Consider the following 20,636-nt stretch of genomic DNA (forward strand, 5'->3'; position numbering starts at 1 on the left):
AAAGGTTCGCCGGGGTGCCAGGTCTTCAGGCCTTAAAAGTCAGGACGAAGCGGTTTTCGCCTTGGGGCTTGCCGTCCGGTGCGGGTTGTTCAGGCACGAAACCGCAGCGGGTCAGGACTTTTTGTGAGCCCACATTCTCCGGGTACACGTACGCCACCAATTGCTTGAGTGCCCAACGCGCCTGTGCCTCGTGGATCAGATGGTTCAGCGCCAGGGTTGCCAGCCCTTGCCCGCACGAGCGCTCGCCCACGCGGTAACCGACTTCGGCAGAGCCCTTCGGTGAGTCGATGCTTTTCAGATTGGCGCGACCGACGATTTCGCCGCTGGCGTCTTCGATCACGAACGGGTGCCAGGCGCCCGCGGCAAGGCCAGATAAATAGCCTTCAATATGCTCGGCGACGCCCTGCACCGAGTAAAACGAAGGGTCGCGCGCCTCGATATGCGAATCGAACCACTCACGGTTACGGGTTTCGAAGGCCAGCAATGCTTCAGTGTCCGTACTGCTCAGCTCGCGAACGCGAAATGACGTCATTGCTCAAATCTCCCAGGTTGTTCTGTCCATTTAGTCATGGCTTCGTCATAAAGGCGTGTGAAATTTGCCTGCCAAAAATATGAAATCATGGAGTTTTTCCGATGAGGGTAGTCACCTCCGGCTCGGCGTATCTGGACATCGATGCATACGCCTGCTGCATCGCGTATGCCGAGTTGTTGAATCGCCAAGGGATCGAGGCTCGGGCCGTCAGCAGTGCTCCCTTGAATGCCAGCATCTCCAGGACCGTGCTCGGCTGGTCATCGTCACTGGATGACTACCGGCCCGGGCCCGGTGATGAGTTTGTGTTGGTGGATATCTCGGACTTCCACCACTTCGACCCGGTGGTCGTGCTCGATCAGGTGGTGGAGGTTATCGACCATCACCCGGGCTTTGAAACCTATTGGGCGCAGCAACTCGGGCCTCATGCAGACATCCAATCGATCGGCGCGGCGGCGACGCAGGTTTTCCTGCGTTGGGAGGCGGCCGGTTTATTGCCGCTGATCAGCGAACACAGTGCCGCGTTGCTGGCCACGGCAATCCTGGACAATACCCTGAACTTTACCGGGCAGTTGACCACCTCGGCGGATATTCGGGCTTATGAAGCCCTCGCTCTGCTGGCGAAACTCGCGGCGGACTGGCCTGAGCGATATTTTCATGAGTGCCAGGCCACTATCGAATCAGACCTGGTGGGCGCGCTGGCGGGCGACATGAAGTGGCTGAAGGCTGACAGCAACCTGCCGCTGGTTTTCGCGCAGATGACGGTGTGGGATGCCGGTGCGCTCATCCGAAAGCATCGCTCGACCATCGTTGATTGGCTGGCGGCCCAGGGTCAGGACTGGCTGGTGAATATCATCAGCATCCGTGAGTGCAAAAGCTATTTCCTGGCTGAGCCTACGGTCAGCCAACAAAAAATCAGCCAGGTGCTTTCCATTGACTGGCAGGCCGGGATGGCAGTGCTTGATCGTTCGCTGTTGCGCAAGGAACTGGTGAGACTGGCGGCCACTGATTGACGGCGCTCGCCAATGCGACGTTCCTCTTTGATGAACCCGGAATACAATGGCCAAGGTATTACCGAAAAGGAACGACAGTTGAACGAACACACATTGTCCATGCGCCTGGAACGCGTGGCGGCCCATATACCCGCCGGGGCGCGCCTTGCGGATATCGGCTCTGATCACGGTTATCTGCCGGTGGCGTTGATGCGTCGCGGCGCTATTGTGGCGGCGGTGGCGGGCGAAGTGGCCTTGACGCCGTTCCGCGCAGCCGAGCGTACGGTGCGCGAGAATGAGCTGGAGCAACACATCACCGTTCGCCTGGCCAGTGGCCTGGCGGCAATCGAGACGGCAGACGGGATCACCGCGATCAGCATCTGCGGCATGGGCGGCGAGACGATCCGCGACATCCTCGACAGTGACAAGGTACGCCTCAACGGCCAGGAGCGCTTGGTGCTGCAGCCCAACGGCGGCGAGCAACCGTTGCGCCAATGGCTGATGGAAAACGGCTACCGCATCGTGTGCGAAGAGCTGCTGCGGGAGAATCGCTTCTTCTACGAAATCATCGTTGCCGAGCGCGCCGGGCCGGTGACCTACACCGCCGAAGAGCTGTACTTCGGCCCGCTGCAAATGCAGGCGCGCCGCCCGGAATTCCTGCTCAAGTGGCAGCGCATCCTGCGCCACAAACAGCAGACCCTCAGTGACTTTGCCCAGGCACGGCAGGCGGTGCCCGAGGACAAGGTGCAAGAGGTGGCCCAGCAGGCGCGGTGGATTACCGAGCTGCTGGCTTAAAGGTCAGCCGGCGATGGTGTTCAGTTCTGCCAGCACCTCATCCGAAAGATCCAATGCGCTCACCGCCATGTTTTCACGCAAGTGAGTGACGGAGGACGTGCCGGGGATCAGCAGGATATTGGGTGAACGACGCAGCAACCATGCCAGCGCCAATTGCATCGGCGTGACGCCAAGCCGCTGCGCAACGTTCGACAACACTGCGGACTGCACCGGCGAGAACCCGCCCAGCGGGAAGAACGGCACATAGGCAATGCCGTCCAGGGCCAGCTCGTCGATCATCGCGTTATCGTGTTGATGGGCGATGTTGTACAGGTTCTGGACACACACGAAGCGCACGATTTTTCGCGCCTCGGCCACCTGCGTCGGGGTCACGTTGCTGATGCCGATATGGCGTATCAACCCTTGTTGTTGCAGCTCCGCAATGGCACTCAGTGGCTCTTCGATCGAGCCTTCGGCAGTGCCCATCACGCCGTGCATGGCTCGCACATTCACCACGTCCAGCACATCCAGGCCCAGGTTGCGCAGGTTGTCATGCACGGCCTGGGTCAGCTCGGCCTTCGACGACGCATTGAACCAGGCGCCATCGTCGCCACGACGGGCGCCCACCTTGGTGACGATGGTGAGGTCGTCTTTATACGGATGCAGTGCCTCACGAATGATCTGATTGGTGATATGCGGTCCGTAGAAATCGCTGGTGTCGATATGGTTTACGCCGGATGCGATGGCCTCGCGTAGTACTGCGAGCGCCGCCTCACGATCTTTTGGCGGGCCAAACACCCCGGGACCGGCCAGTTGCATGGCGCCGTATCCGATGCGGTTGACGGTACGATCGCCGAGATTGAAGGTGCTGAGGTTCATGGTTGTAGCTCTTGCTTGGCGGGAGGAAGCCTATAATATGAAGGATCCTTCAGGTTTTGAATTCGCATTCCATGAGCACTCTCAAAGCGTCACTAAAGCCAAGAAAATCAGCGGTTCAAGCCCGGTCGGCGGCGACGGTCGAAGCGTTGCACACGGCGACCCTTCAGGTTTTGACCGCTCAGGGTTTGGTCCGCTGCACCACGACCCGCGTGGCCGAACGTGCGGGCATGTCGGTGGGCAGTCTCTATCAGTACTATCCAAACCGCGATGCACTGCTCGCTGCGGTTTTGGAAAAGCATCTGGTCCATGTGGCCGAGACCGTCGAGCAGGCCTGCGACCAATACCAGGGCACGACGGTTGCTGAAATGGCATCGGGGTTTGTCACGGCTTTTCTCGCCGTGAAACTGATGGATCCGACGGCGTCCAAAGCCCTCTATGCCATCGCGGGTGAGCGGGGCGGCGCGGAGCTGGTCGCGCGGATCAACAAGCGGATGGTGGCCGCGATTGCAGCGATGTTGGCGACGGCGTCGGATGCCCGTTTTGAAGACCCATCCCTGACCGCCGCCATCTCGCTCAGCGCGGTGGTGGGACCGGTGCGGGCGTTGCTTGAAGGCAATGCATCAGCGGCCTTTGAAGCCGGCCTGGAACAGCAGGTGACACGCATGCTGCGGGCTTATCTTCAAACCTATCAGTCACTTACGTAAACCGTACACAGGGTATTTTGCAGCACGGTTTCGCACTAAAGTGACATCCATGGGTCCATAAGCCCCGCAATCGAACTTTGAAGATTTAACCCATGCACCTACGCAAAATTGCAGTTGGGCTATCGGCCCTTGTTTTGCTTTCCACTGGGGCAGAAGCTCGTGGTCTGCTGGACCTCATCAAGCTGCCTGCCGAGCATCAGCAACACACCTCCCGCTCGGGTTCCATCAGCCAGGGTGCCGCCCTGGATCTCTATTCAAACAAACAGCAACGTGCCTCGTTCGATGGCTGCGCCGATCTGTTCCCGTCCGCGCAACCGATCAACACGGCCACGGTGCCGGCCACCATGAAACCCCTGGCGCTGTGCTCGGATAATTTTGCGGTGCTGTACTCGCAAACCAGCAAGACCCCGCTGGTAGTGGTCGAACGTCTGAATGCCCGCCAGTTGCAGGACGCCAAAGGCGAGGAACGCACCAACCAGTTCTACCCCGACCCGCGCATTCCCAAGGGCGCACGCGCCGAGTTGAGTGACTACCGTGGCCAACATCCGGCCGTGGACCGTGGCCATCAATCCCCGGCCGCCGATGCGCCGAGCACCAACGCCATGGCCCAATCCTTCGCACTGTCGAACATGGTGCCCCAGGACCCGACCAACAACCGCAAGATCTGGAGCAAGGTCGAGGCGGACGTGCGCAAGTTTGCCAAGCGCGCCGACGGCAATGTGTACGTGTTCACCGGCCCGCTGTTTGACCCGGGCTACAGCACCATCGGCAACAACAAGGTCTGGGTGCCGACCCGTTTGTTCAAGCTGGTGTATGACGTGTCGTCCAAGCGTGCCTGGGCGTATGTACTGCCCAACGCTGAAACCCGTATCCAGAAGCCGATGGATTACGAAACGTTTGTGAAGACTACCGGGCTCAAGTTGTTGGGGAATTTGCCGGTAACGGGGTCAGTTGGGCGCACTTGATGGCTTGAAGCTGTTGGCGTTACTTGCCCTTTTTCAACGTCTTCAACCGCAACGTTGCGCGCTGCACAGCGGCCATCTTCTCTGGCCGCTTCATCTTTTTCCATTTGCGAATGTCGTCCTTGGTGCGTCCACAGCTGACGCACAGCTCACCACTGAGCTGGCAGGTTGAGACGCACGGATTCTCGATATCCTTAGCCAAGGCTTCGCCCCTTTACCGCATACAGTTTAGCCAGGCGCAGACGCCAATCGCCGCCATGCTGGAGGTGGCATTCTTCCTCGGAGTCGAAGCGCACGTAGCGCTCCGAAGAGGGGCGATCCACGCCGGCGTCTTCCAGCGCCGTGGCCGTCAGCTCGCGCATGCGTTGGTCCAGTCCGCTTGAAAGAGCCAGTTCCTTGTTCGCACGTGTGTCGAATACCCAGATGACGACCAGGCTTTGTGCGATGGACTGGTAGTCGACTTCGTGGGTCAGCCAATCGAAGCCGGTGATTTCGGCCTTGGCGATTTCACAGGCTTCGGTCAGGGTCGTGACCAGGCGGCGCTCGATGCGCGCGCTGTCGCGTTTGGTTGAAGACATAGGGATTCCTTGAGGCGCGAGGAGGGTGATGATACGCGAGAGAGCAACTGTGGGAGCTGTCGAGCTTTAGCGAGGCTGCGATGGCGGACTGGTAGGCGACATCTTTATTGCCTGACACGGCCTCTTCGCAGCCTCGCTGAAGCTCGACAGCTCCCACATTGGTTTGTTGTTGCTTGTCAGATCGCGATCTCCTGAGCCGTCAAGCGAACACAATATTCAAGCCTGCGAAGATCAACTGTGGGAGCTGTCGAGCTTTAGCGAGGCTGCGATGGCGGACTGGCAGGCAACATCTTTATTGCCTGAAAGGGCCTCTTCGCAGCCTCGCTGAGGCTCGACAGCTCCCACATTGGATTCGTTTTGCCTGTCAGATTTTCTTCGGCCGATCCAGCTTGCGCGTCATGGTGTACACCGCCACCCCGGCGGCCAGGATGCCGGAGGCCGCGCCGACTGCCAGCGCCCAGCGTGGGCCGAGGTGGTCGGCCACCCAACCTACAATCGGAGCACCAATCGGTGTGCCGCCAAGGGCCACGCCCACCCGCAGGGCGATCACTCGGCCGCGCATGGCGGGCTCGGTGGTGAGTTGCATCAGGCTGTTGGTGGTGTTGCTGAAGGTCAGGGCGCCCACGCCGATGATCACCAGCGCCCCGGCGAACAGCCAGTAATTCGGGGCAATCGCCGCCAGGGTGCAGCCCACCCCGAACACCAGCACGCCGTACAGCAGTGACTTGAAGTGCGGCCGCTCGCGGCCCGCGGCGAGCAGCGCCCCGGCGATGGTGCCGATGGCCAGGGTCGACGTCAGCAGGCCATAGCCACGGGCATCGGCGTGGAACACGGTGACGGCCATGGTCGAGATAAAGATCGGAAAATTCATGCCGAAGGTGCCGATCAAAAACAGCATGACCAAGATCGCCATCAGGTCTGGTCGCGCCCACACATAGCGCAAGCCTTCAGTGAGGCTGCCCTTGGTACGCAAGGCCCGCAGGCGGGTGTGCAGCCCGGAAACCCGCAGCAGAAACAGCGACGCCAGCACCGCGAAAAAGCTCGCGCCGTTGAGCAGGAAGGCCCAGCCGGTGCCCACCGACGCGATGGTCACGCCGGCCACCGCCGGGCCAATCATGCGGGCCATATTGAACGAGGTGGAATTGAGCGCGATGGCGTTGGACAGGTCTGCCTCGCCCACCAGATCCGCCACGAAAATCTGCCGCACCGGCGCGTCGAACGCCGAGGCACAGCCGGACAGAAACGCGAACACATACACGTGCCACAGCTGCACGATGCCGGTCAGGGTAAGCACCCCCAACATCAGCGCCAGCACACCCATCACGCCCTGGGTGACGATCAGCAACTTACGCTTGTCGTAGTGATCGGCCGCGAAGCCGGTCCAGGGCAGCAACAGCAATTGCGGCCCGAACTGCAACGCCATGACGATGCCGACGGCCGAAGCGTTATGCGGCGTGAGCTGGGTCAGCACCAGCCAGTCCTGGGCGGTGCGTTGCATCCAGGTGCCGATATTCGACACCAGGGCGCCGACAGCCCAGATGCGGTAGTTGACGCTGCGCAGCGAGCGGAAAATGCCCATCGAACTCACACCGTTCGCGAGGTGTGCGTTTCAAGCAAACCGAGGATGTCTTGCGCAGTACCGGTTTCGCCCAGCTTCGGGAACACCTGATGCAGGCTGTAGTGGTGGGCCTCGGGGTTCGCGTCGGTCATGGCGTCGATGGCCAGGGTCACGTTGAAACCGGCCTCGTAGGCCTGGCGAGCGGTGGATTCCACGCCGGTGCCGGTGGCTACCCCGGTGATCACCACTTGGGTCACGCCGAGTGCCTTCAACTGCGCCTCGAGATCGGTGCTGGCGAACGCGCCCCAGGTGCGTTTGGTCACCACAATGTCGCTGGGTTGCTGACCGAGTGCGGGCAACAGGTCGGCCCAGCCCGGTGGGAACACGTCGCTGCGCCGTGGCCGCTCGGTGCGCCCGGGCGCGAAGCCTGTGACGTTGACCAGCACCACCGGCATCTCGCTCTCACGGAACGCGTCCAGCAGTGCACGCGAGCGCTCCACTACGCTGCCGATGGGGTGGATGAACGGGTATTCGGCGATGCCTTTTTGCAAGTCCACGATGATCAGTGCGGTATTCGGATCCAGCGAGGTGACGGCCATGGGATGTCCTCGAGCGGGTAGGGTGCAGCTCAAAAATCGGCAAGGCGTTCCAGCAGCTTTATCGCCGCCGCGAGTTCAGCTTGTTCTTTGGCAGACAGTTGCTCCTGCAGCGCCCGCAGCAGCCAATCGTCCTTGGCTGCCCGGCTGGCGATGAGGTGTTTACGAAAGCCGGGAGTCAGCTCGATCAAGGTTTGCCGCCCGTCACTGGGATCGGGTTTGCCCCTGATCGCTTTCATCGTTTCCAGACTGGCCACAGTGATGCGCATGGACTGCGGCCGCACGCTTTCCGCCCGGGCCAGGGCCGAAACGGTACTGGGCCCGTCACGGTCCAGGCGCAGCAGCACCGACTTCTGGGCGGAGGTGAAATCGTTCGGATGGGTTTGTTCCCGCAGCCGACGTATCAGCTTGCCCAGGGAGATACGCAGCTCGGCGGCCAGGGCGGCGGAGTGGGCTTCGGAGGTGATGGAAGGTTTGTTCATGTCCGGACGTTAGCATGCGTGCAGAAAAACTGTACAGTTTAGCTGTATGAATTTTTATTCATAAAAGGCGCCGCATTCCCTGCACGCCATAGAGCGCCATTGCAGAAGGCAGACTGATCAACCACTCTATTGACGATGTTCCACCCTGCATAGGCGCTCTTACGTGACACCCAACACTGATGAACAACGCCGCCAACTCAAAGCGGCCTGCACTGTCGAGATCAACGGGTTTGCAGAGCCCACGCCTGCCCAGTGGTTCCAGGAAATGGCGGATTGGGCGCAGGCCAACGACGTATCCCATGACAATTATGGCAGCGGTCAGTTGATCGAAGGTTTTGAAGCCAAGGTTGCCGAACTGCTGGGCAAACCCGCTGCGGTGTTCATGCCCAGCGGGGTGATGGCGCAATTGATCGCGGTCAACATCTGGAGCGAGCGCCGCCGGCTGCCGCGTTTCGGGATACATGCGTCGTCGCATTTGCAGCTCCACGAAGAGCAGGCGTTTCAGGCTTTGTTACGCCTCCATGGAGTGATGGTGGGGCACCGGTTGCGACCGATCCTTGCCGAAGACCTGTCAGCGATTGCCGAGCCCCTGAGCTGCCTCGTGGTGGAGTTGCCCGCCCGGGAGATCGGTGGGCAACTGCCTGAATGGCATGAGCTGGAGACCCTGAAAGCAGCGGCTGCGGCCTCCAATACACCGCTGCATATGGACGGCGCCCGCCTATGGGAAACCCGTGCTTACTACCAGCGTTCTTACGCCGAAATCGCTGAGGGCTTCTCCTCCGTATACGTCTCGGCCTACAAAGGCCTCGGTGGTATTGCAGGCTCGCTGCTGGTCGGCGAAACCGACTTTATCCAACAGGCTCGCCTGTGGCGTAAACGGCTGGGCGGCACCCTGATAAAACAGAGCCCGATGGTGGTCTCCACGGCCATGCGCTTTGATCAAAGGCTGGCGATGCTGGACGCCTGCTATCAGCGCGCGCTAAGCCTGGCAACCTGCCTGCAAACGATCCCCGGCATTCGTCTCCTGCCGCGCACGCCTCAGGTCAACATGCTTCACCTGTATTTCGACGCAGACCGGGCGGCGTTGCTCAACGCCCGCGATGAGATTGCGCGACAGCACGGATGTTGGCTGTTCACCCACCTGGAACCCGCAGAGGTGCCGGGGTGGTGCAAGACCGAGTGCTATGTCGGTGATCGATTATTGGGTCTGGAGGATGAGCGGGTTCTACAGCTGTTCACGGACCTGATGCGGCAAGCGACTCAAGACGACTGACGCAACCCTTTCGTTAGATCGACTGTCGCCGGCTGGCCCCCGGCGGCTGCCCGGTAACGCGCTTGAACGCCCGGCTGAACGCCGCCTGGGAGTTATAGCCAAGGCGCTGCGCCACGGTTTCGATCGGCAGCCGTTCCAGCGTCAGCCACTGGCTGGCCAGGCGCATCCGCAGTTCGGTGGCGTAACGCAACGGGGGCGTGCCGATGGTGGTTTGAAAGTGCTGGGCGAACACCGAGCGTGAGGTATGACATTGCGCTGCCAGCTCCTCCACCGTCCAATCGCGCCCGGGCTGCTGGTGCAACGCCAGCAGGGCCTTGGCCAAGCGCGGGTCGCGTAACGCGGCCACCAGGCCGGACGCATTCCCGCAGGCACACTCCACCCAACCACGAACCACCAAGGCCGCCACCACCTCTGCGAGGCGCGCCAGAATGCCGGCGAAGCCGATACGGGCGCTGCTGACTTCGCGCTCCATGGCCGCCAGGATCGGCATCAGCCCCGGATAACGCTGGCCCTTGGCGTCGATCAGCATCAGGTCCGGCATCAGGCGGCCAAGGCCGTGCAAACTCCCCAATTCAAACTCCATGCAGCCGCTGAAGAGCAGGGCGCTTTGCGTCACGCCCACATCGGCCCGGGCATCCACGGCACACACTGCATCACCGAGGGACGCCGCATCGAAGCTGCTGATGTCCTGCACCGGCATGTCCGCGCGGGAGAGCAACTGATGGGCGCCCCCATGGGAGATGAATACGGCGTTGCCTGGCGTCAGTTCGTACAGGGTGCCGTCCTCGGTACGCAACGTGGCGCAGCCGGCCGCGATGAGGTGGAAATAGGCGTGCCCGGGCTTGGCCGGGAAGCCCAGGCCAAACGCCGGCCCAGTCTGGATGCGCCGGTACTCGACACCCCGCAGGCGCATGCCGCGCAGCAGCTCGTTGATGAGGTCAGAGGACTGATCGAACGGATCCGTGGGCATCATTTCCGGGGTTTCGGTGAAGGATTTGAGATTTTGCATCATAGATCATCCTGGTCGTCGCACCTAGACTGCCGGTCGCGATAACTTTTGGAGGATGACCGTTGATGAGCAGTTGTGTGTGTGACGCCGTAACCGGTGCAGATGTAGCGCCCGCGACGCCGGCCTGGATGGCGGTGTTTTCGTTGGCGATGGGCGTGTTCGGATTGCTGACGGCGGAGTACTTGCCGGCCAGCCTGCTGACGCCGATGGCAGCCGAGCTGGGTGTTTCGGAAGCTTTGGCAGGGCAGGCGGTGACGGTCACGGCGGTGGTCGCCTTGTTCGCCGGGTTACTGGTGCCGGGCCTGACCCGAGGGATTGACCGCCGCGTGGTGTTGCTGTGCTTCAGCGCATTGATGATCTGTTCCAACCTGCTGGTGGCGGTCTCGTCGAGCCTCACGGTGTTGCTGTTGATGCGTATCCTGTTGGGCATCGCACTGGGTGGCTTCTGGAGCATGGCGGCGGCGGTGGCGATGCGGCTTGTGCCGGCGGCGCTTTTGCCGCGTGCCTTGTCGATCATCTTCAGCGGCATCGCGGTGGGCACCGTCGTGGCGGTACCGCTGGGCAGCTTTTTGGGTGGGCTGTACGGATGGCGCAGCGCTTTTCTCGCAGCCGCCGCAGTGGGCGGCGTGACCCTGGTGTTCCAGCTATTCACCCTGCCTCCACTTGCACCCCGCCGGACGGCACGCTTGAAAACCGTGCTTGAGGTGCTGCTGCGTCCGGGCATCGCCGTGGGCATGTTGGGATGCGTGCTGGTGCATACCGGGCACTCTGCGTTGTTCACCTATATCCGGCCATTCCTGGAAAGCACCACTGGCGTCGGCGCCGAAGGGCTGGCGCTGATGTTGCTGGGTTTCGGCGTTGCAAACTTCGCCGGCACGCTGCTGGCCGGTTGGCTGCTGGTGCGTCTGCCACGCGGCACCTTGGTGTTGATGCCGGCCCTGGTCGGCGTGGCAGCGCTCGCCCTGGCGCTGTTGCCGGCTACCGTGACGGGCCAGGTGTGGTTGTTGATGCTCTGGGGCCTGGCGTTTGGCGGCGTGCCGGTGGCCTGGTCAAACTGGGTGGCCCGTGCAGTGCCCGATCAGGCCGAAAGCGCCGGCGGCATGGTGGTGGCTTCGGTGCAGTCTGCGATTGCAGCGGGTGCGGCGGCGGGCGGAGCGATGTTCAGCTTCAGTGGTATCGACGGTGTGTTTGTGGCGGCGGGCGTCTTGATGTTGCTGGCGGCGTTGTTGATTGCGTTGAAGGTGAAGGTTGCAGCGCCTCCACAAGGTGCAGAGGCGGGGCCGGCGTTTCATCTTTGAAAAGGCGTTGCACTGGCAAATCGGCGAGTCAAATCATCCAGAAGCCATCGGCCTGCTGTGCCTAAAGAACGGTTGTGCATGTGCGCGGCGTAGATCGTAAGAACTCATGAAGGTGCCGCAGCAAGTTAGCATCGCTTAAGCGTGACTCTATTTCCGGAGTCAACGGCAATCTTATAATTGCCTCTTAGTTTCTTCAGCACGCTAAGGCTCCTCACGGACACTGCCATGGATATAGCGGCCGTGGTTGCTGCGGCCCCGAGGACGCTAAGGGCTGCGCCGGATCCCGCAATTGCTGATTTATCGGCCGTCTCTTGCCTTTCTTTAACGTCAAGGCATGCCTGCATATCTGCTGACTTGGTTACCAGATTAAAAGTAGCGTAGATGAGGTAAGGGGCGTGAAGTTATGCGACGCCGTACCCCTCTTTACTTCAGCACCCGCGCAAAATAACCTCTGCCTCGCAGGCATCGTCCTGCCCATTCAGACTTGGCAATGCACCTCACACCCCAGAACCGCCTCGTCGATGCAGGTCAGCCGCTCCAGCCGAGCAATCAGGGAAGATAATGTTGACGACTACCGATGTTCCTCACACGTTGCGTGCACCATCTGAACTTGATTACTACGACAGCAGGTCAGTCCCGCTGCCTACTGAAATCACCGCGCTGGATGCCTGGAACATCATGACCGGCGAACCGGGGCCGTTGATGCAGGTGGCTTTTCGAATCAGGGATGCAATTTCCTCGTTGTTTGGTGTGAAGCGCATCGGCGGGTTCTCCGGGGCCCGGCGCGAGACCGTGCAGGTCGGCGACCGGCTGGACTTCTTCCTGGTGGAGCACAGCGCCCCCGACATGCTGGTGCTGACCGAGCGTGACCGGCACTTGGATGTGATGATCTGTCTTTGGATCGCTGACCGTGTGCTGACGATCACCGCGTCGGTGGTCACCCATAACACCTATGGGCGCCTCTACATGCTGCCGGTGGGCCCGGCGCACAAGCTGATCGTCAACAGCCACCTCAAACGACTGAAACGAAAGCTGCAAGAGACCACATAACGCCCGGCGGGTAGGGTGACCAACTACACCCCCTTGGCCTCGCCAATCAGAATATCCTCGAAAAACGCCCCGATCGGTTGGGTCGGATGACACAGCTGAATCTCCAAAACCCAGACCATCTCGCTCGGTACGATCTCGACCTCAGCCAGCTTGTCCTGCCCGAACAGGGCATGCGGGAAGTCGGCGATGCGGTGCCCGGCCAGGTTGCGCTCAAGACGCCAGCCTTTGGAGTGGGCACTTTGCTCGGCGAAGTCATACAGCTCGCGTCCTGTCAGCCCTTGGTGCCAGGCGTCGCGGGTTTCGTCGAACACTTCATGCAGTGCCTTCACGCAGGCGCCATGCAACGGGTGCTCGCCGAAGACGAAGGTGTCGCCGTAATCGCCTTCATAGCCATCCCACACCGGGCCAAGGTCGACCACGGCGATGTCGGTGGCGCGCAGCTTGCGTTGCGGGTCGATGCCTTGGCGCGGTGTGCGGATGGTGTCGTCGCCAAAGCGGATATAGGTGGGGTGCCAGGTGTGAGACGCGCCCATGGCCTGCAAGATTTGACTGGCCATGTCGAGGGCTTGCGCGGTGGTCATGCCGACTTTCAATTGGTCGGCGATGGCGGCCAGGGCTCTGACCGTCTGCTCGCGGGCAGCGAGCATGCCGTCCAGCGAGTAGCGTGGGCCGACTTTTTCCAGCACCGGGTGCCGCGTGTTGAGCGACTCCGCTGGTGTCAATGCACCGCTGGGAACGAAGGCTTCGGCGACAAAACGGTGAGCCTGGGCGCCCGCTGCCAGACAGGTTTCGCGGACTTGGCTGATCATCTTGCTGTTGCCGCAGGCGTAGATTTGGCTATCCGCCCAGTTGTGAGGCTGTGTCAGCGCAACCTGTTGCACGCGGGCGTCTACCGACTGCACTCGATGCCAGTGAAAGCGTGGATGTGCCTGGCTGGCCCGCTCGAGAAACTCAGCGTCGTAGAAGTCCGCCGGCGACGAGTTCCCCCAATACAGGGTGACTTCGGCCTGGCGTGCCAAGGCCGTCAGCAACAAGGGCTTGATACCGGCATAACCGGTCCCGGTCGCGAACAGCACAACAGGGCGCTCATCGTCGTGTTGCCAGGTGCAGGCGCCCACGGGGCCTTCGATTTTCACTGCGTCACCCACTTGCAGGGTCGGCAGGATGCGTTCGGAAAACAGGCCGCCGCTGACCTGGCGAATATGAAACACCAACCGGCCTTGATCCTGTGCGGGCAGATTGACGACGGAGAAACAGCGGCTGTCGCCGTCGTCAAGGCGAAACCTGACGTACTGGCCGGCCCGCACGTCGAGTGGCTGGGCGGTCAGTAACACCAGCTCGACGATGTCGGCGCTCAATGCGTGCTTGCTGATCACCTGTGCGCTGACTTCCAGCGTTGGCGTGTCCAGCGACCAGCCGGGAATTTCCAGGCGCATGTCGCTGCAGGCATGGCTCTGGCACAGCAACATTTCATCAGCCGCGAGAGGGTAGGAGGCGGCCGGGGTGTCGGGTGTGAGCATCTTTTCACGGAACTCGCCCGACACCACCTTGACCTTGCACGACCCGCAGGCGCCGCGGCGGCAGGAGAAGGGTACGGCGAGACCGCTGGCGAGCATGGCGTCGAGCAGCAATTGGTCGGCGGCTTCGAAGGATTTGCCCGAGGGCAACAATTCAACGACATGGCGGTTGTGCATAAACACCTCGGGGCAATTGAGGTTCGATTGTTGCGTTAGACTAGGACCAGAAGAACCTCCAGTTTTGGATAATTCACATGGTCCAGCTCCGCAAATGGCGCCCGCTGCTCAAGCTCGATGGCGCGCAGCCGCAGGCGTCGTACAGAAAGATCATCGAGGGTTTGGTAAGCGCGATTGCCGAGGGACGCCTGCGCCCCGGAACGCTGTTGCCCGGCACGCGGGAAATGGCGCAACTGCTGGACGTCAACCGCAAGACGGTGATCCTTGCCTACGAGGAGGCGGTGACCAAAGGCTGGCTGGTCAGCATTCAACGTCGCGGCACCTTCGTCAGTAAGCAACTGGCGACAGGAGCGGTGACTGCCGCCAGCGCGCCGAAGTCGTTTGCCCCGGCGTTGCGGGACGTGCCTGCGGCTGCCTATTTCACCCCGGGCGAGCAGGCGACAGCGCTGCAACATCGGCCGGGCGCGCTGTTTTTCGATAATGGTGCCTGTGACCATCGTTTGCTGCCCCAAGCCGTCCTGCATCGCTATTACCGCAACGCCTTGCGCAACAGCTTTACCACCAACACCGTGCGCCATGGCACCGAAGGCAGCGGCCAGTACCTGCGCAACGCCCTGGCCGAAATGTTGCGGCACAATCGCGGCCTGAATGTCGACGCGCAGCAGATCTGCCTGACCCAAGGCGTGCAGATGTCGCTGTACCTGACCGCCAGCGCGTTGCTCAAACCCGGTGATGTGGTGGTGGTCGAACGCCTGAGTTACCCACCTGCCTGGGAGATTTTCCGCCAGTTGGGCGCGCAACTGGTCACCGTGGACCTCGACGACGAAGGTTGCCGGGTCGATCAGCTCGACGAACTGTGCCGCTTGCACAACGTGCGGATGATGTATGTCACCCCCCATCACCAGTTTCCTACCACCGTCAGCCTGCGCGCCGGACGTCGCCAGCAACTCCTGGAATTGGCCCGGCTGCATGATTTCTGCATCATCGAGGAAGATTACGACCACGAGTATCACTTTTCCGGACGGCCCTATTTGCCCCTGGCCAGCGACAGCGCGCAGCGTCACGTGATCTACATCGGCTCACTGTCCAAGTCCCTGGGCAGTACCTTCCGTTGCAGCTATATCGTTGCCCCGTCGAACCTCATCGAAGTGCTCGAGCGCACGGCGGCGGTGAGCCTGGGCCAGGGCGATGCCGTCATGCAGCGGATGCTGGCGGACTTGATCAACGATGGCGAGTTGAAGAAGCATCTGCGTCGGGTATCCAAAGAATACCGTCGGCGTCGGGAGACACTGCTGGGTTGTTTGCTGGAGGCGTTTGGCGAGCAGATAGCCGTGCAGGAGCCGGAAGGCGGGCTGGCGTTGTGGGTCAGGTTCGCCGACTCAATCGACGTCGATCAACTGGCTGAAAAAGCTCTGGAGCTGGACCTGGTGGTGCGCAGCGGTCGCCTGTTTTCACCTTTTGATCATCCTGAGAATGCCTTGCGCCTGGGTTTCGCCTCGCTCAATCCGGAGGAAATCCGCGCTGCCACGCAGCGCCTGGCTCAGGCGGCGCGGGCGATTGGGGAAGCGGCTAAATAATGATGCCGGCTGAAAGGTGAATGTGTAAGGATATGTTACTTAGCTTTTGATACTGCCCATTACAGGAACCGACTCTGATGCTCGCTGCCTTCAGACACTACCCGTTTTCGGTCAATCTGCTGCTGTCATCTGCGTTGTTCCTGACACTGGGGCGCGCCATTACCCTGCCGTATATGGTGATTTATCTGTCATCCAACTTCACGTTGGGCATCAGCGAGATCGGCCTGGTCGTGGGCGGTGCGATGCTCGTCGGCTCGTTGCTTAGCCTTTACGGCGGCTACCTGACTGACAAGATCTCCAGCTATCGATTGATCCTCAGCTTCACGGGGTTTTTCACCGTTGGCTTCATCGGCATGTGCGTCACGTCGCACCTGTGGCTGTTTTTCCTGTTTCTGGTGTCGTTCAATTTTGCCTATTCAGTGATCGATATCGTGGTCAAGGCGGCGTTTGGCAAACTGCTGCCGGAAGCTGAACGCGGCAAAGTGTTTTCGGTGCGCTACACCCTGATCAACGTTGGCTACGCGGTGGGCCCGTTCATTGGCGCCGGGCTCGCGCACATGGACATGAAACTGCCGTTCCTGGTGTCTGCGATCCTGGGCATGGGCTTCTTCCTGACCTACATGGTGTGGGGCGACAGGAGCCTCAGCTCCGCCGACCCGGCCAATGCCCCAGTGTCGTTTGTCGCGGTGGGGCGCATCCTGCTCAAGGACTATCGCCTGGTCTGCTTCACGGTTGGCGGCGCATTGAGCGCCGTGGCGTTCGGCCAGTTCACCGGCTACATCTCGCAATACCTGGTGACCACAAGCACACCGGAATTTACCTACCGGGTCATCAGTTCGGTGGTGGCCGTTAATGCGACGGTGGTGATCTGCCTGCAGTACATCGTGGGCAAGCGCATTACCAATGAACATTTGAATCAATGGCTGACGGCGGGCTTCAGCCTGTTTCTGCTGGGCGTCGTCGGCTTTGCGTTGTCCACCACCGTGCTGCATTGGGCGTTGGCCGTGGCGATCTTCACCGTGGGCGAAATCATCGTCTTCCCGGCCGAGTACATGTTCATCGACCGCATCGCGCCGGACCACTTGCGCGGCATGTATTACGGCGCGCAAAACCTGTCCAGCCTCGGCGGCGCGCTGGGGCCGGTGTTATGCGGGTTTGCCCTGGCAACGCAGTCGGCGCATTTCATGTTCTACATGCTCGCGGCGTTTATCGTGGCGGGCGGGTGCTTCTATCTGATGGGCGCCTCGTATTCCAAACGCTACGACACTGGACGCGGTGATCGTGGGCAATGAGAAAAATAGAGAAGGAAAAAGCGGACGCTGAAGCAGGCTATCTTGCAGATACGTAGCGTTTGATTGACCGCTACCTTCCCTGGAAATCGCCCAATAAGGACTATGCACATGGACGTTGGAATGGCTCATGCGATCGAGACCGCAGAAAGCGAGTATTTGTGTTCCCGCGTTGAGAGTTTGTCCCGGGTAAGTGGAAACCCTTTTGGTGCTCGTGTGTTTTTCAACGAAGCGTTTCCATGCTTTCAAGTGAAGGCATCACCTAGCCCGATGTTCAATCGCATCTACGGCGACAGCTCCAGCAAACCCCAGGCACTGTTGAGCCTGCTCAAGGAATCAGCCGAATACTCGACCGTAACGCCCCTTATCGGCAAGGCCTCGACGTTGGAACAGCACGCTTTTGTCGGGGAGGGGCGACTGGAGCGCCTGAGGGGTTGGACGCACCTGCAGCTCGCGTGCTCCATCGAGGACGTGGTCCTGAACCACCACGCATTCGAAATCAAAGAAGCCACCTCACACACGCTTCCTGAGTTCGCCGCCGTTCATGCGAGTGGCTTTCATACCAAGCCAGAGCATCGTCAGATGAGCCAGGCTTCGTTTGCAGGACAGATGGCAAATGACCGTCTGAAAATCTACGTCCTTAAAGCTGATGGACAGGTGGTTGCAGGCGCGTTGATGTACCTGGCCAGCAACGGAGTTGCCTACCTTGGGACGGCAGCCACCCGAAAAGATGCACGAGGCTTGGGTTACCACGGAGCCCTGATATCTCACCGCATAGAGCAAGCAAAGAAGCACGGCAGTCTTGTGATCGCCGCAACTGCGCTTCCCGGCTCGCAAAGTCGCCGTAATTTGCAGCGTGCAGGGCTAGGGGCATCTCACGCTCAGGCGCTGTATCGTTTATCGCATTGAGGTGATCGACGCCATTATGACGTGCTGATACAAGCACGGTGGGGCCGTGGTTCATGAGGCGATAGGCTTCTTCCAGCACAACGGAAGCAATAATCGCATCGATGTGTGTCGTAAATTCTTGATTATGATTTGGTCTTTTGGAGGTGCCTGTGGCTTGAGCGCGCTGATTGAGGACTCAATGATTTGGATGCGTGTAGTAAATCTTGCTAACCACAGTCCACTTGCCATCGACCTTCAGCAGATGAAAGAAGTCTGTGAAGGAAATACCTGACATGTCGTTGGCGTCGATGCGAGCACTCGCCGCAGTACCGACGATGTTGATACTGGTGATAGCCGCCTGTGCGTCAGGAGAGGGTTGGAAATCCTTGTCGATCCCATCGAAGAGGTTTTGAATCGGGCCGCCTACCAGCTGGCCATCGGCGCCGACGCTGTACATCGTTGCATTCTTGCTGAATGCGGGCTTCATGATACTGCTCTTGGCTTGCTTGCAGCCCTCGATGTACTTGCTTAGCACTTCGGTGATGGCTTGGTGTTCTTGTACATAGGTAGGGTTATTCGTGGCTTTACCACTGATAGCGTGTTGATCGAGCGGTAGTTCTTCTGCTTGAGCAGTCGCGCTTAGGCCCGCAACCATTGCCACGAAAAATAACGCCCTGAGAATAGTTGTTTTCATTTCGTTGCTCCTAACTAAGGGGGGCATGTGCTGATTAACGTTCAGCTGTAAAAAGCGCAGCGGCATCGCGAGACACTTTGTGCCGCAGTAGCCTCGCGATGAAATGAGTGGCGTGTTTTTTCCATGAATGCCGCAGTGTCGCCGTGACCTGCGGGTTCATTGGTTTTGCTATTACTGGCTCAGGTTCGTTTTGAGTTCTTGCGATGCTTGCGCGATCGCGCTTTGCACTGCCGGCAGATGGTTGAACGCGTTCGATAGCCCAAAATCATGAATCATGCCGTTGTAGCGCACCGACTTCACCTGCACACCCGCAGCGTCGAGCTTGCGGCCGTAAGCTTCGGCTTCATCGCGCAGGACATCGAATTCAGCAGTCTGGATCAACGTCGGCGGCAAGCCTTTCAACTGCTCGGGCGTCGCCTGCAGCGGCGATGCGTAAATCTGCTTGCGTGCCTCGGCGTCGGTTGTGTAGTTGTCCCAGAACCACACCATGAGGTCTTTGGTCAGGAAGTAGCCGTTGGCAAACTCCTGGTACGACGGCGTGTCGAAGTTTGCATCCGTTACCGGGCACAGCAATAGCTGCGAACGCAGTGCAGGTGAGCCTTTCTCGTTCGCCATCAGGGCAACAGCTGCGGCCAGGTTGCCACCTGCGCTGTTACCCGCTACGGCCAGGCGCTTGCCGTCGACATTGATCTGCTGGCCATGCTCGGCCACCCATTTGGTTGCGGCATAGGCTTGCTCGATGGCAACGCCGTATCCCGCCTCAGGCGACAGACTGTAGTTAACGAACACCGCCACCGCGCCAGAGCCCGCCACCAGGTCACGCACCAGCCGTTCGTGTGTTGGGAAGTCGCCCAGCACCCAGCCGCCGCCGTGGAAGTACATGAACGCGGGCAGGGTCTTCTGTTGGCTGCCGGCCGGGCGCACGATGGTCAGTTTCAGGTCGCGGTCATTGACACGAATCGTCTTCTCGCTGACCTCAGCTGCCGGCAAGGCCACGTTGGAGGCGGCCTGGGCACCCGCCAGCGCGGCGCGGGCTTCGGTTGGCGACATGCTGTCGAGCGTCTGGCCGCCCTCCAGGGACTGCAAGAATTTTGCTACGTTGTGTTCGACGCCGGGCCGTTCGGCGGCGGAGGCGCTACCAAGCGACAGGGCCACGACGGAAAGGGCGAAAGCGGAAGTGAGAGGTTTCATGATGTTTCCTTTTTATCGCCTGAGTGTGTGTGTCATTGAATAGCGGCCTGTTTTATTACTTTGTTGCGCCTGCGGTCAGGCGATCGAAGTCAGCGGATTTCAGGCGGTGTGCCTTACGCACAGTTGCAGCGCCGCTCGGCTGCAAGGAAAAACACGACAGATAGGGTTGAAAGCCTCATCTGCCGCGTGCTCAAGGAAGGTAGATATTCAAGGCGCGACATGGGTATGGAAGATCTTGCTGACGACCGTCCACTTGCCATCGACTTTCAGCAGGTTGAAGAAGTCTGTAAAGCAAAAGCCCGATACGTCATTGGTGTCGATGCGCGCGCTGGCAGCGGTGCCTACGATGTCGATCTTGACGATTACACCTTGAGCTTCAGGAGACGGGCGGAATGCGCTGTCGATGCCATCGAACAATGTCTGAATCGGGCCGCCGGTCAGCTTACCGTCGCCATCGACGCTAAACATCGTTGCTTGCTCACTGAAAGCTGGCTTCATGATGCTGCTTTTGGCCTGCTTGCAGCCTTCGTTGTATTTGTTCAGTACCTCGACGATGGCTTGATATTCCGGCACATAAGTAGGTTTGTTCATGTTTGTATTCCTGGTTGTTAATTCGAGT

The 20,636-nt window shown here is 60.2% G+C and carries 22 protein-coding genes and 1 pseudogene; 10 read left to right on the forward strand and 13 right to left on the reverse strand.

Annotated elements, in window-relative coordinates:
- Nucleotides 1–25: 25 nt before the first annotated feature.
- On the reverse strand, nt 26–532 hold the full coding sequence (locus ACA046_RS10175) for a GNAT family N-acetyltransferase (protein ID WP_497676386.1): 507 nt from the start codon (nt 530–532) through the stop codon (nt 26–28).
- A 101-nt stretch (nt 533–633) separates the two neighbouring features.
- Here ACA046_RS10175 and ACA046_RS10180 point away from each other — a divergent pair, with 101 nt between their 5' ends.
- Both ACA046_RS10180 and ACA046_RS10185 read left to right on the forward strand, forming a co-directional pair.
- A complete protein-coding gene (locus tag ACA046_RS10180; protein ID WP_497676387.1) occupies nt 634–1,542 on the forward strand; it encodes a DHH family phosphoesterase in 909 nt (302 codons plus the stop codon).
- A 78-nt stretch (nt 1,543–1,620) separates the two neighbouring features.
- The gene (locus ACA046_RS10185) at nt 1,621–2,316 is read left to right on the forward strand and encodes a tRNA (adenine(22)-N(1))-methyltransferase (protein WP_497677059.1); all 696 of its coding nucleotides are present in this window, start codon (nt 1,621–1,623) and stop codon (nt 2,314–2,316) included.
- Between the two features lie 3 nt (nt 2,317–2,319).
- Here ACA046_RS10185 and ACA046_RS10190 read toward each other — a convergent pair whose 3' ends face one another.
- Complete coding sequence (locus tag ACA046_RS10190; protein WP_497676388.1) at nt 2,320–3,174, reverse strand: aldo/keto reductase family oxidoreductase; 855 nt, start codon at nt 3,172–3,174, stop codon at nt 2,320–2,322.
- Between the two features lie 71 nt (nt 3,175–3,245).
- On the opposite strand from ACA046_RS10190, the gene ACA046_RS10195 reads away from it, so the two are divergent.
- Both ACA046_RS10195 and ACA046_RS10200 read left to right on the forward strand, forming a co-directional pair.
- A complete protein-coding gene (locus ACA046_RS10195) occupies nt 3,246–3,878 on the forward strand; it encodes a TetR/AcrR family transcriptional regulator (RefSeq protein WP_256670777.1) in 633 nt (210 codons plus the stop codon).
- 92 nt (nt 3,879–3,970) lie between these two features.
- Nucleotides 3,971–4,843, forward strand: coding sequence for a DNA/RNA non-specific endonuclease (locus ACA046_RS10200; protein WP_497676389.1), 873 nt, complete (start codon nt 3,971–3,973; stop codon nt 4,841–4,843).
- 19 nt (nt 4,844–4,862) lie between these two features.
- Here ACA046_RS10200 and ACA046_RS10205 read toward each other — a convergent pair whose 3' ends face one another.
- The 5 genes from ACA046_RS10205 to ACA046_RS10225 all read right to left on the reverse strand — a co-directional run bounded on the left by ACA046_RS10205 (nt 4,863) and on the right by ACA046_RS10225 (nt 8,054).
- Entirely contained in the window at nt 4,863–5,042 is a 180-nt protein-coding gene (locus ACA046_RS10205; protein WP_003207939.1) for a DUF1289 domain-containing protein, read from the reverse strand.
- On the reverse strand, nt 5,035–5,418 hold the full coding sequence (locus ACA046_RS10210) for a hypothetical protein (protein ID WP_497676390.1): 384 nt from the start codon (nt 5,416–5,418) through the stop codon (nt 5,035–5,037). The genes ACA046_RS10205 and ACA046_RS10210 overlap by 8 nt, the downstream gene beginning before the upstream one ends.
- A 364-nt stretch (nt 5,419–5,782) precedes the next feature.
- A complete protein-coding gene (locus ACA046_RS10215) occupies nt 5,783–6,997 on the reverse strand; it encodes an MFS transporter (protein ID WP_497676391.1) in 1,215 nt (404 codons plus the stop codon).
- A 5-nt stretch (nt 6,998–7,002) separates the two neighbouring features.
- The gene (locus ACA046_RS10220) at nt 7,003–7,575 is read right to left on the reverse strand and encodes an isochorismatase family protein (protein WP_497676392.1); all 573 of its coding nucleotides are present in this window, start codon (nt 7,573–7,575) and stop codon (nt 7,003–7,005) included.
- A 29-nt stretch (nt 7,576–7,604) separates the two neighbouring features.
- The gene (locus ACA046_RS10225) at nt 7,605–8,054 is read right to left on the reverse strand and encodes a MarR family winged helix-turn-helix transcriptional regulator (RefSeq protein WP_497676393.1); all 450 of its coding nucleotides are present in this window, start codon (nt 8,052–8,054) and stop codon (nt 7,605–7,607) included.
- A gap of 163 nt (nt 8,055–8,217) precedes the next feature.
- Here ACA046_RS10225 and ACA046_RS10230 point away from each other — a divergent pair, with 163 nt between their 5' ends.
- Nucleotides 8,218–9,327: a threonine aldolase family protein gene (locus ACA046_RS10230; RefSeq protein ID WP_497676394.1), complete on the forward strand. Its 1,110-nt coding sequence runs from the start codon at nt 8,218–8,220 to the stop codon at nt 9,325–9,327.
- A 13-nt stretch (nt 9,328–9,340) separates the two neighbouring features.
- Here the strand turns inward: ACA046_RS10230 and ACA046_RS10235 are convergent, their stop codons facing one another.
- Nucleotides 9,341–10,336 carry a cupin domain-containing protein gene (locus tag ACA046_RS10235; protein WP_497677060.1) on the reverse strand — a complete coding sequence of 332 codons (996 nt, stop codon included), beginning with the start codon at nt 10,334–10,336 and terminating at the stop codon, nt 9,341–9,343.
- A 65-nt stretch (nt 10,337–10,401) separates the two neighbouring features.
- On the opposite strand from ACA046_RS10235, the gene ACA046_RS10240 reads away from it, so the two are divergent.
- Together ACA046_RS10240 and ACA046_RS10245 are read left to right on the forward strand one after the other, a co-directional pair.
- Nucleotides 10,402–11,634, forward strand: a complete 1,233-nt coding sequence (locus tag ACA046_RS10240; protein ID WP_497676395.1) for an MFS transporter — start codon at nt 10,402–10,404, stop codon at nt 11,632–11,634.
- Nucleotides 11,635–12,195: 561 nt separating this feature from the next.
- Complete coding sequence (locus ACA046_RS10245; RefSeq protein WP_497676396.1) at nt 12,196–12,684, forward strand: DUF2867 domain-containing protein; 489 nt, start codon at nt 12,196–12,198, stop codon at nt 12,682–12,684.
- 23 nt (nt 12,685–12,707) lie between these two features.
- On the opposite strand, the gene ACA046_RS10250 is transcribed toward ACA046_RS10245, so the two are convergent.
- Nucleotides 12,708–14,378, reverse strand: coding sequence for a M24 family metallopeptidase (locus ACA046_RS10250; protein WP_497676397.1), 1,671 nt, complete (start codon nt 14,376–14,378; stop codon nt 12,708–12,710).
- Between the two features lie 77 nt (nt 14,379–14,455).
- Here ACA046_RS10250 and pdxR point away from each other — a divergent pair, with 77 nt between their 5' ends.
- The 3 genes from pdxR (at nt 14,456) to ACA046_RS10265 (ending at nt 18,153) form a co-directional block, all read left to right on the forward strand.
- Entirely contained in the window at nt 14,456–15,955 is a 1,500-nt protein-coding gene (pdxR, locus tag ACA046_RS10255; protein ID WP_497676398.1) for a MocR-like pyridoxine biosynthesis transcription factor PdxR, read from the forward strand.
- Between the two features lie 77 nt (nt 15,956–16,032).
- Nucleotides 16,033–17,247, forward strand: a complete 1,215-nt coding sequence (locus ACA046_RS10260; protein ID WP_017478748.1) for an MFS transporter — start codon at nt 16,033–16,035, stop codon at nt 17,245–17,247.
- 108 nt (nt 17,248–17,355) lie between these two features.
- Complete coding sequence (locus ACA046_RS10265; RefSeq protein ID WP_497676399.1) at nt 17,356–18,153, forward strand: GNAT family N-acetyltransferase; 798 nt, start codon at nt 17,356–17,358, stop codon at nt 18,151–18,153.
- On the opposite strand, the pseudogene ACA046_RS10270 reads toward ACA046_RS10265, so the two are convergent.
- The 4 genes and pseudogenes from ACA046_RS10270 to ACA046_RS10285 all read right to left on the reverse strand — a co-directional run.
- Nucleotides 18,146–18,256: pseudogene (locus tag ACA046_RS10270) on the reverse strand (flavin reductase); the annotation flags it as partial. The gene ACA046_RS10265 and the pseudogene ACA046_RS10270 sit on opposite strands and share 8 nt — an antisense overlap.
- Nucleotides 18,257–18,328: 72 nt before the next feature.
- Nucleotides 18,329–18,727: a nuclear transport factor 2 family protein gene (locus ACA046_RS10275; protein WP_497677061.1), complete on the reverse strand. Its 399-nt coding sequence runs from the start codon at nt 18,725–18,727 to the stop codon at nt 18,329–18,331.
- A gap of 270 nt (nt 18,728–18,997) precedes the next feature.
- Nucleotides 18,998–20,017: an alpha/beta hydrolase gene (locus ACA046_RS10280; RefSeq protein ID WP_459027478.1), complete on the reverse strand. Its 1,020-nt coding sequence runs from the start codon at nt 20,015–20,017 to the stop codon at nt 18,998–19,000.
- Nucleotides 20,018–20,224: 207 nt separating this feature from the next.
- Nucleotides 20,225–20,608 (reverse strand): nuclear transport factor 2 family protein, encoded by a 384-nt coding sequence (locus ACA046_RS10285; protein ID WP_057711794.1) that lies wholly within the window; start codon nt 20,606–20,608, stop codon nt 20,225–20,227.
- Nucleotides 20,609–20,636 lie beyond the last annotated feature (28 nt).

The sequence above is a fragment of the Pseudomonas sp. LBUM1641 genome (assembly GCF_059716235.1).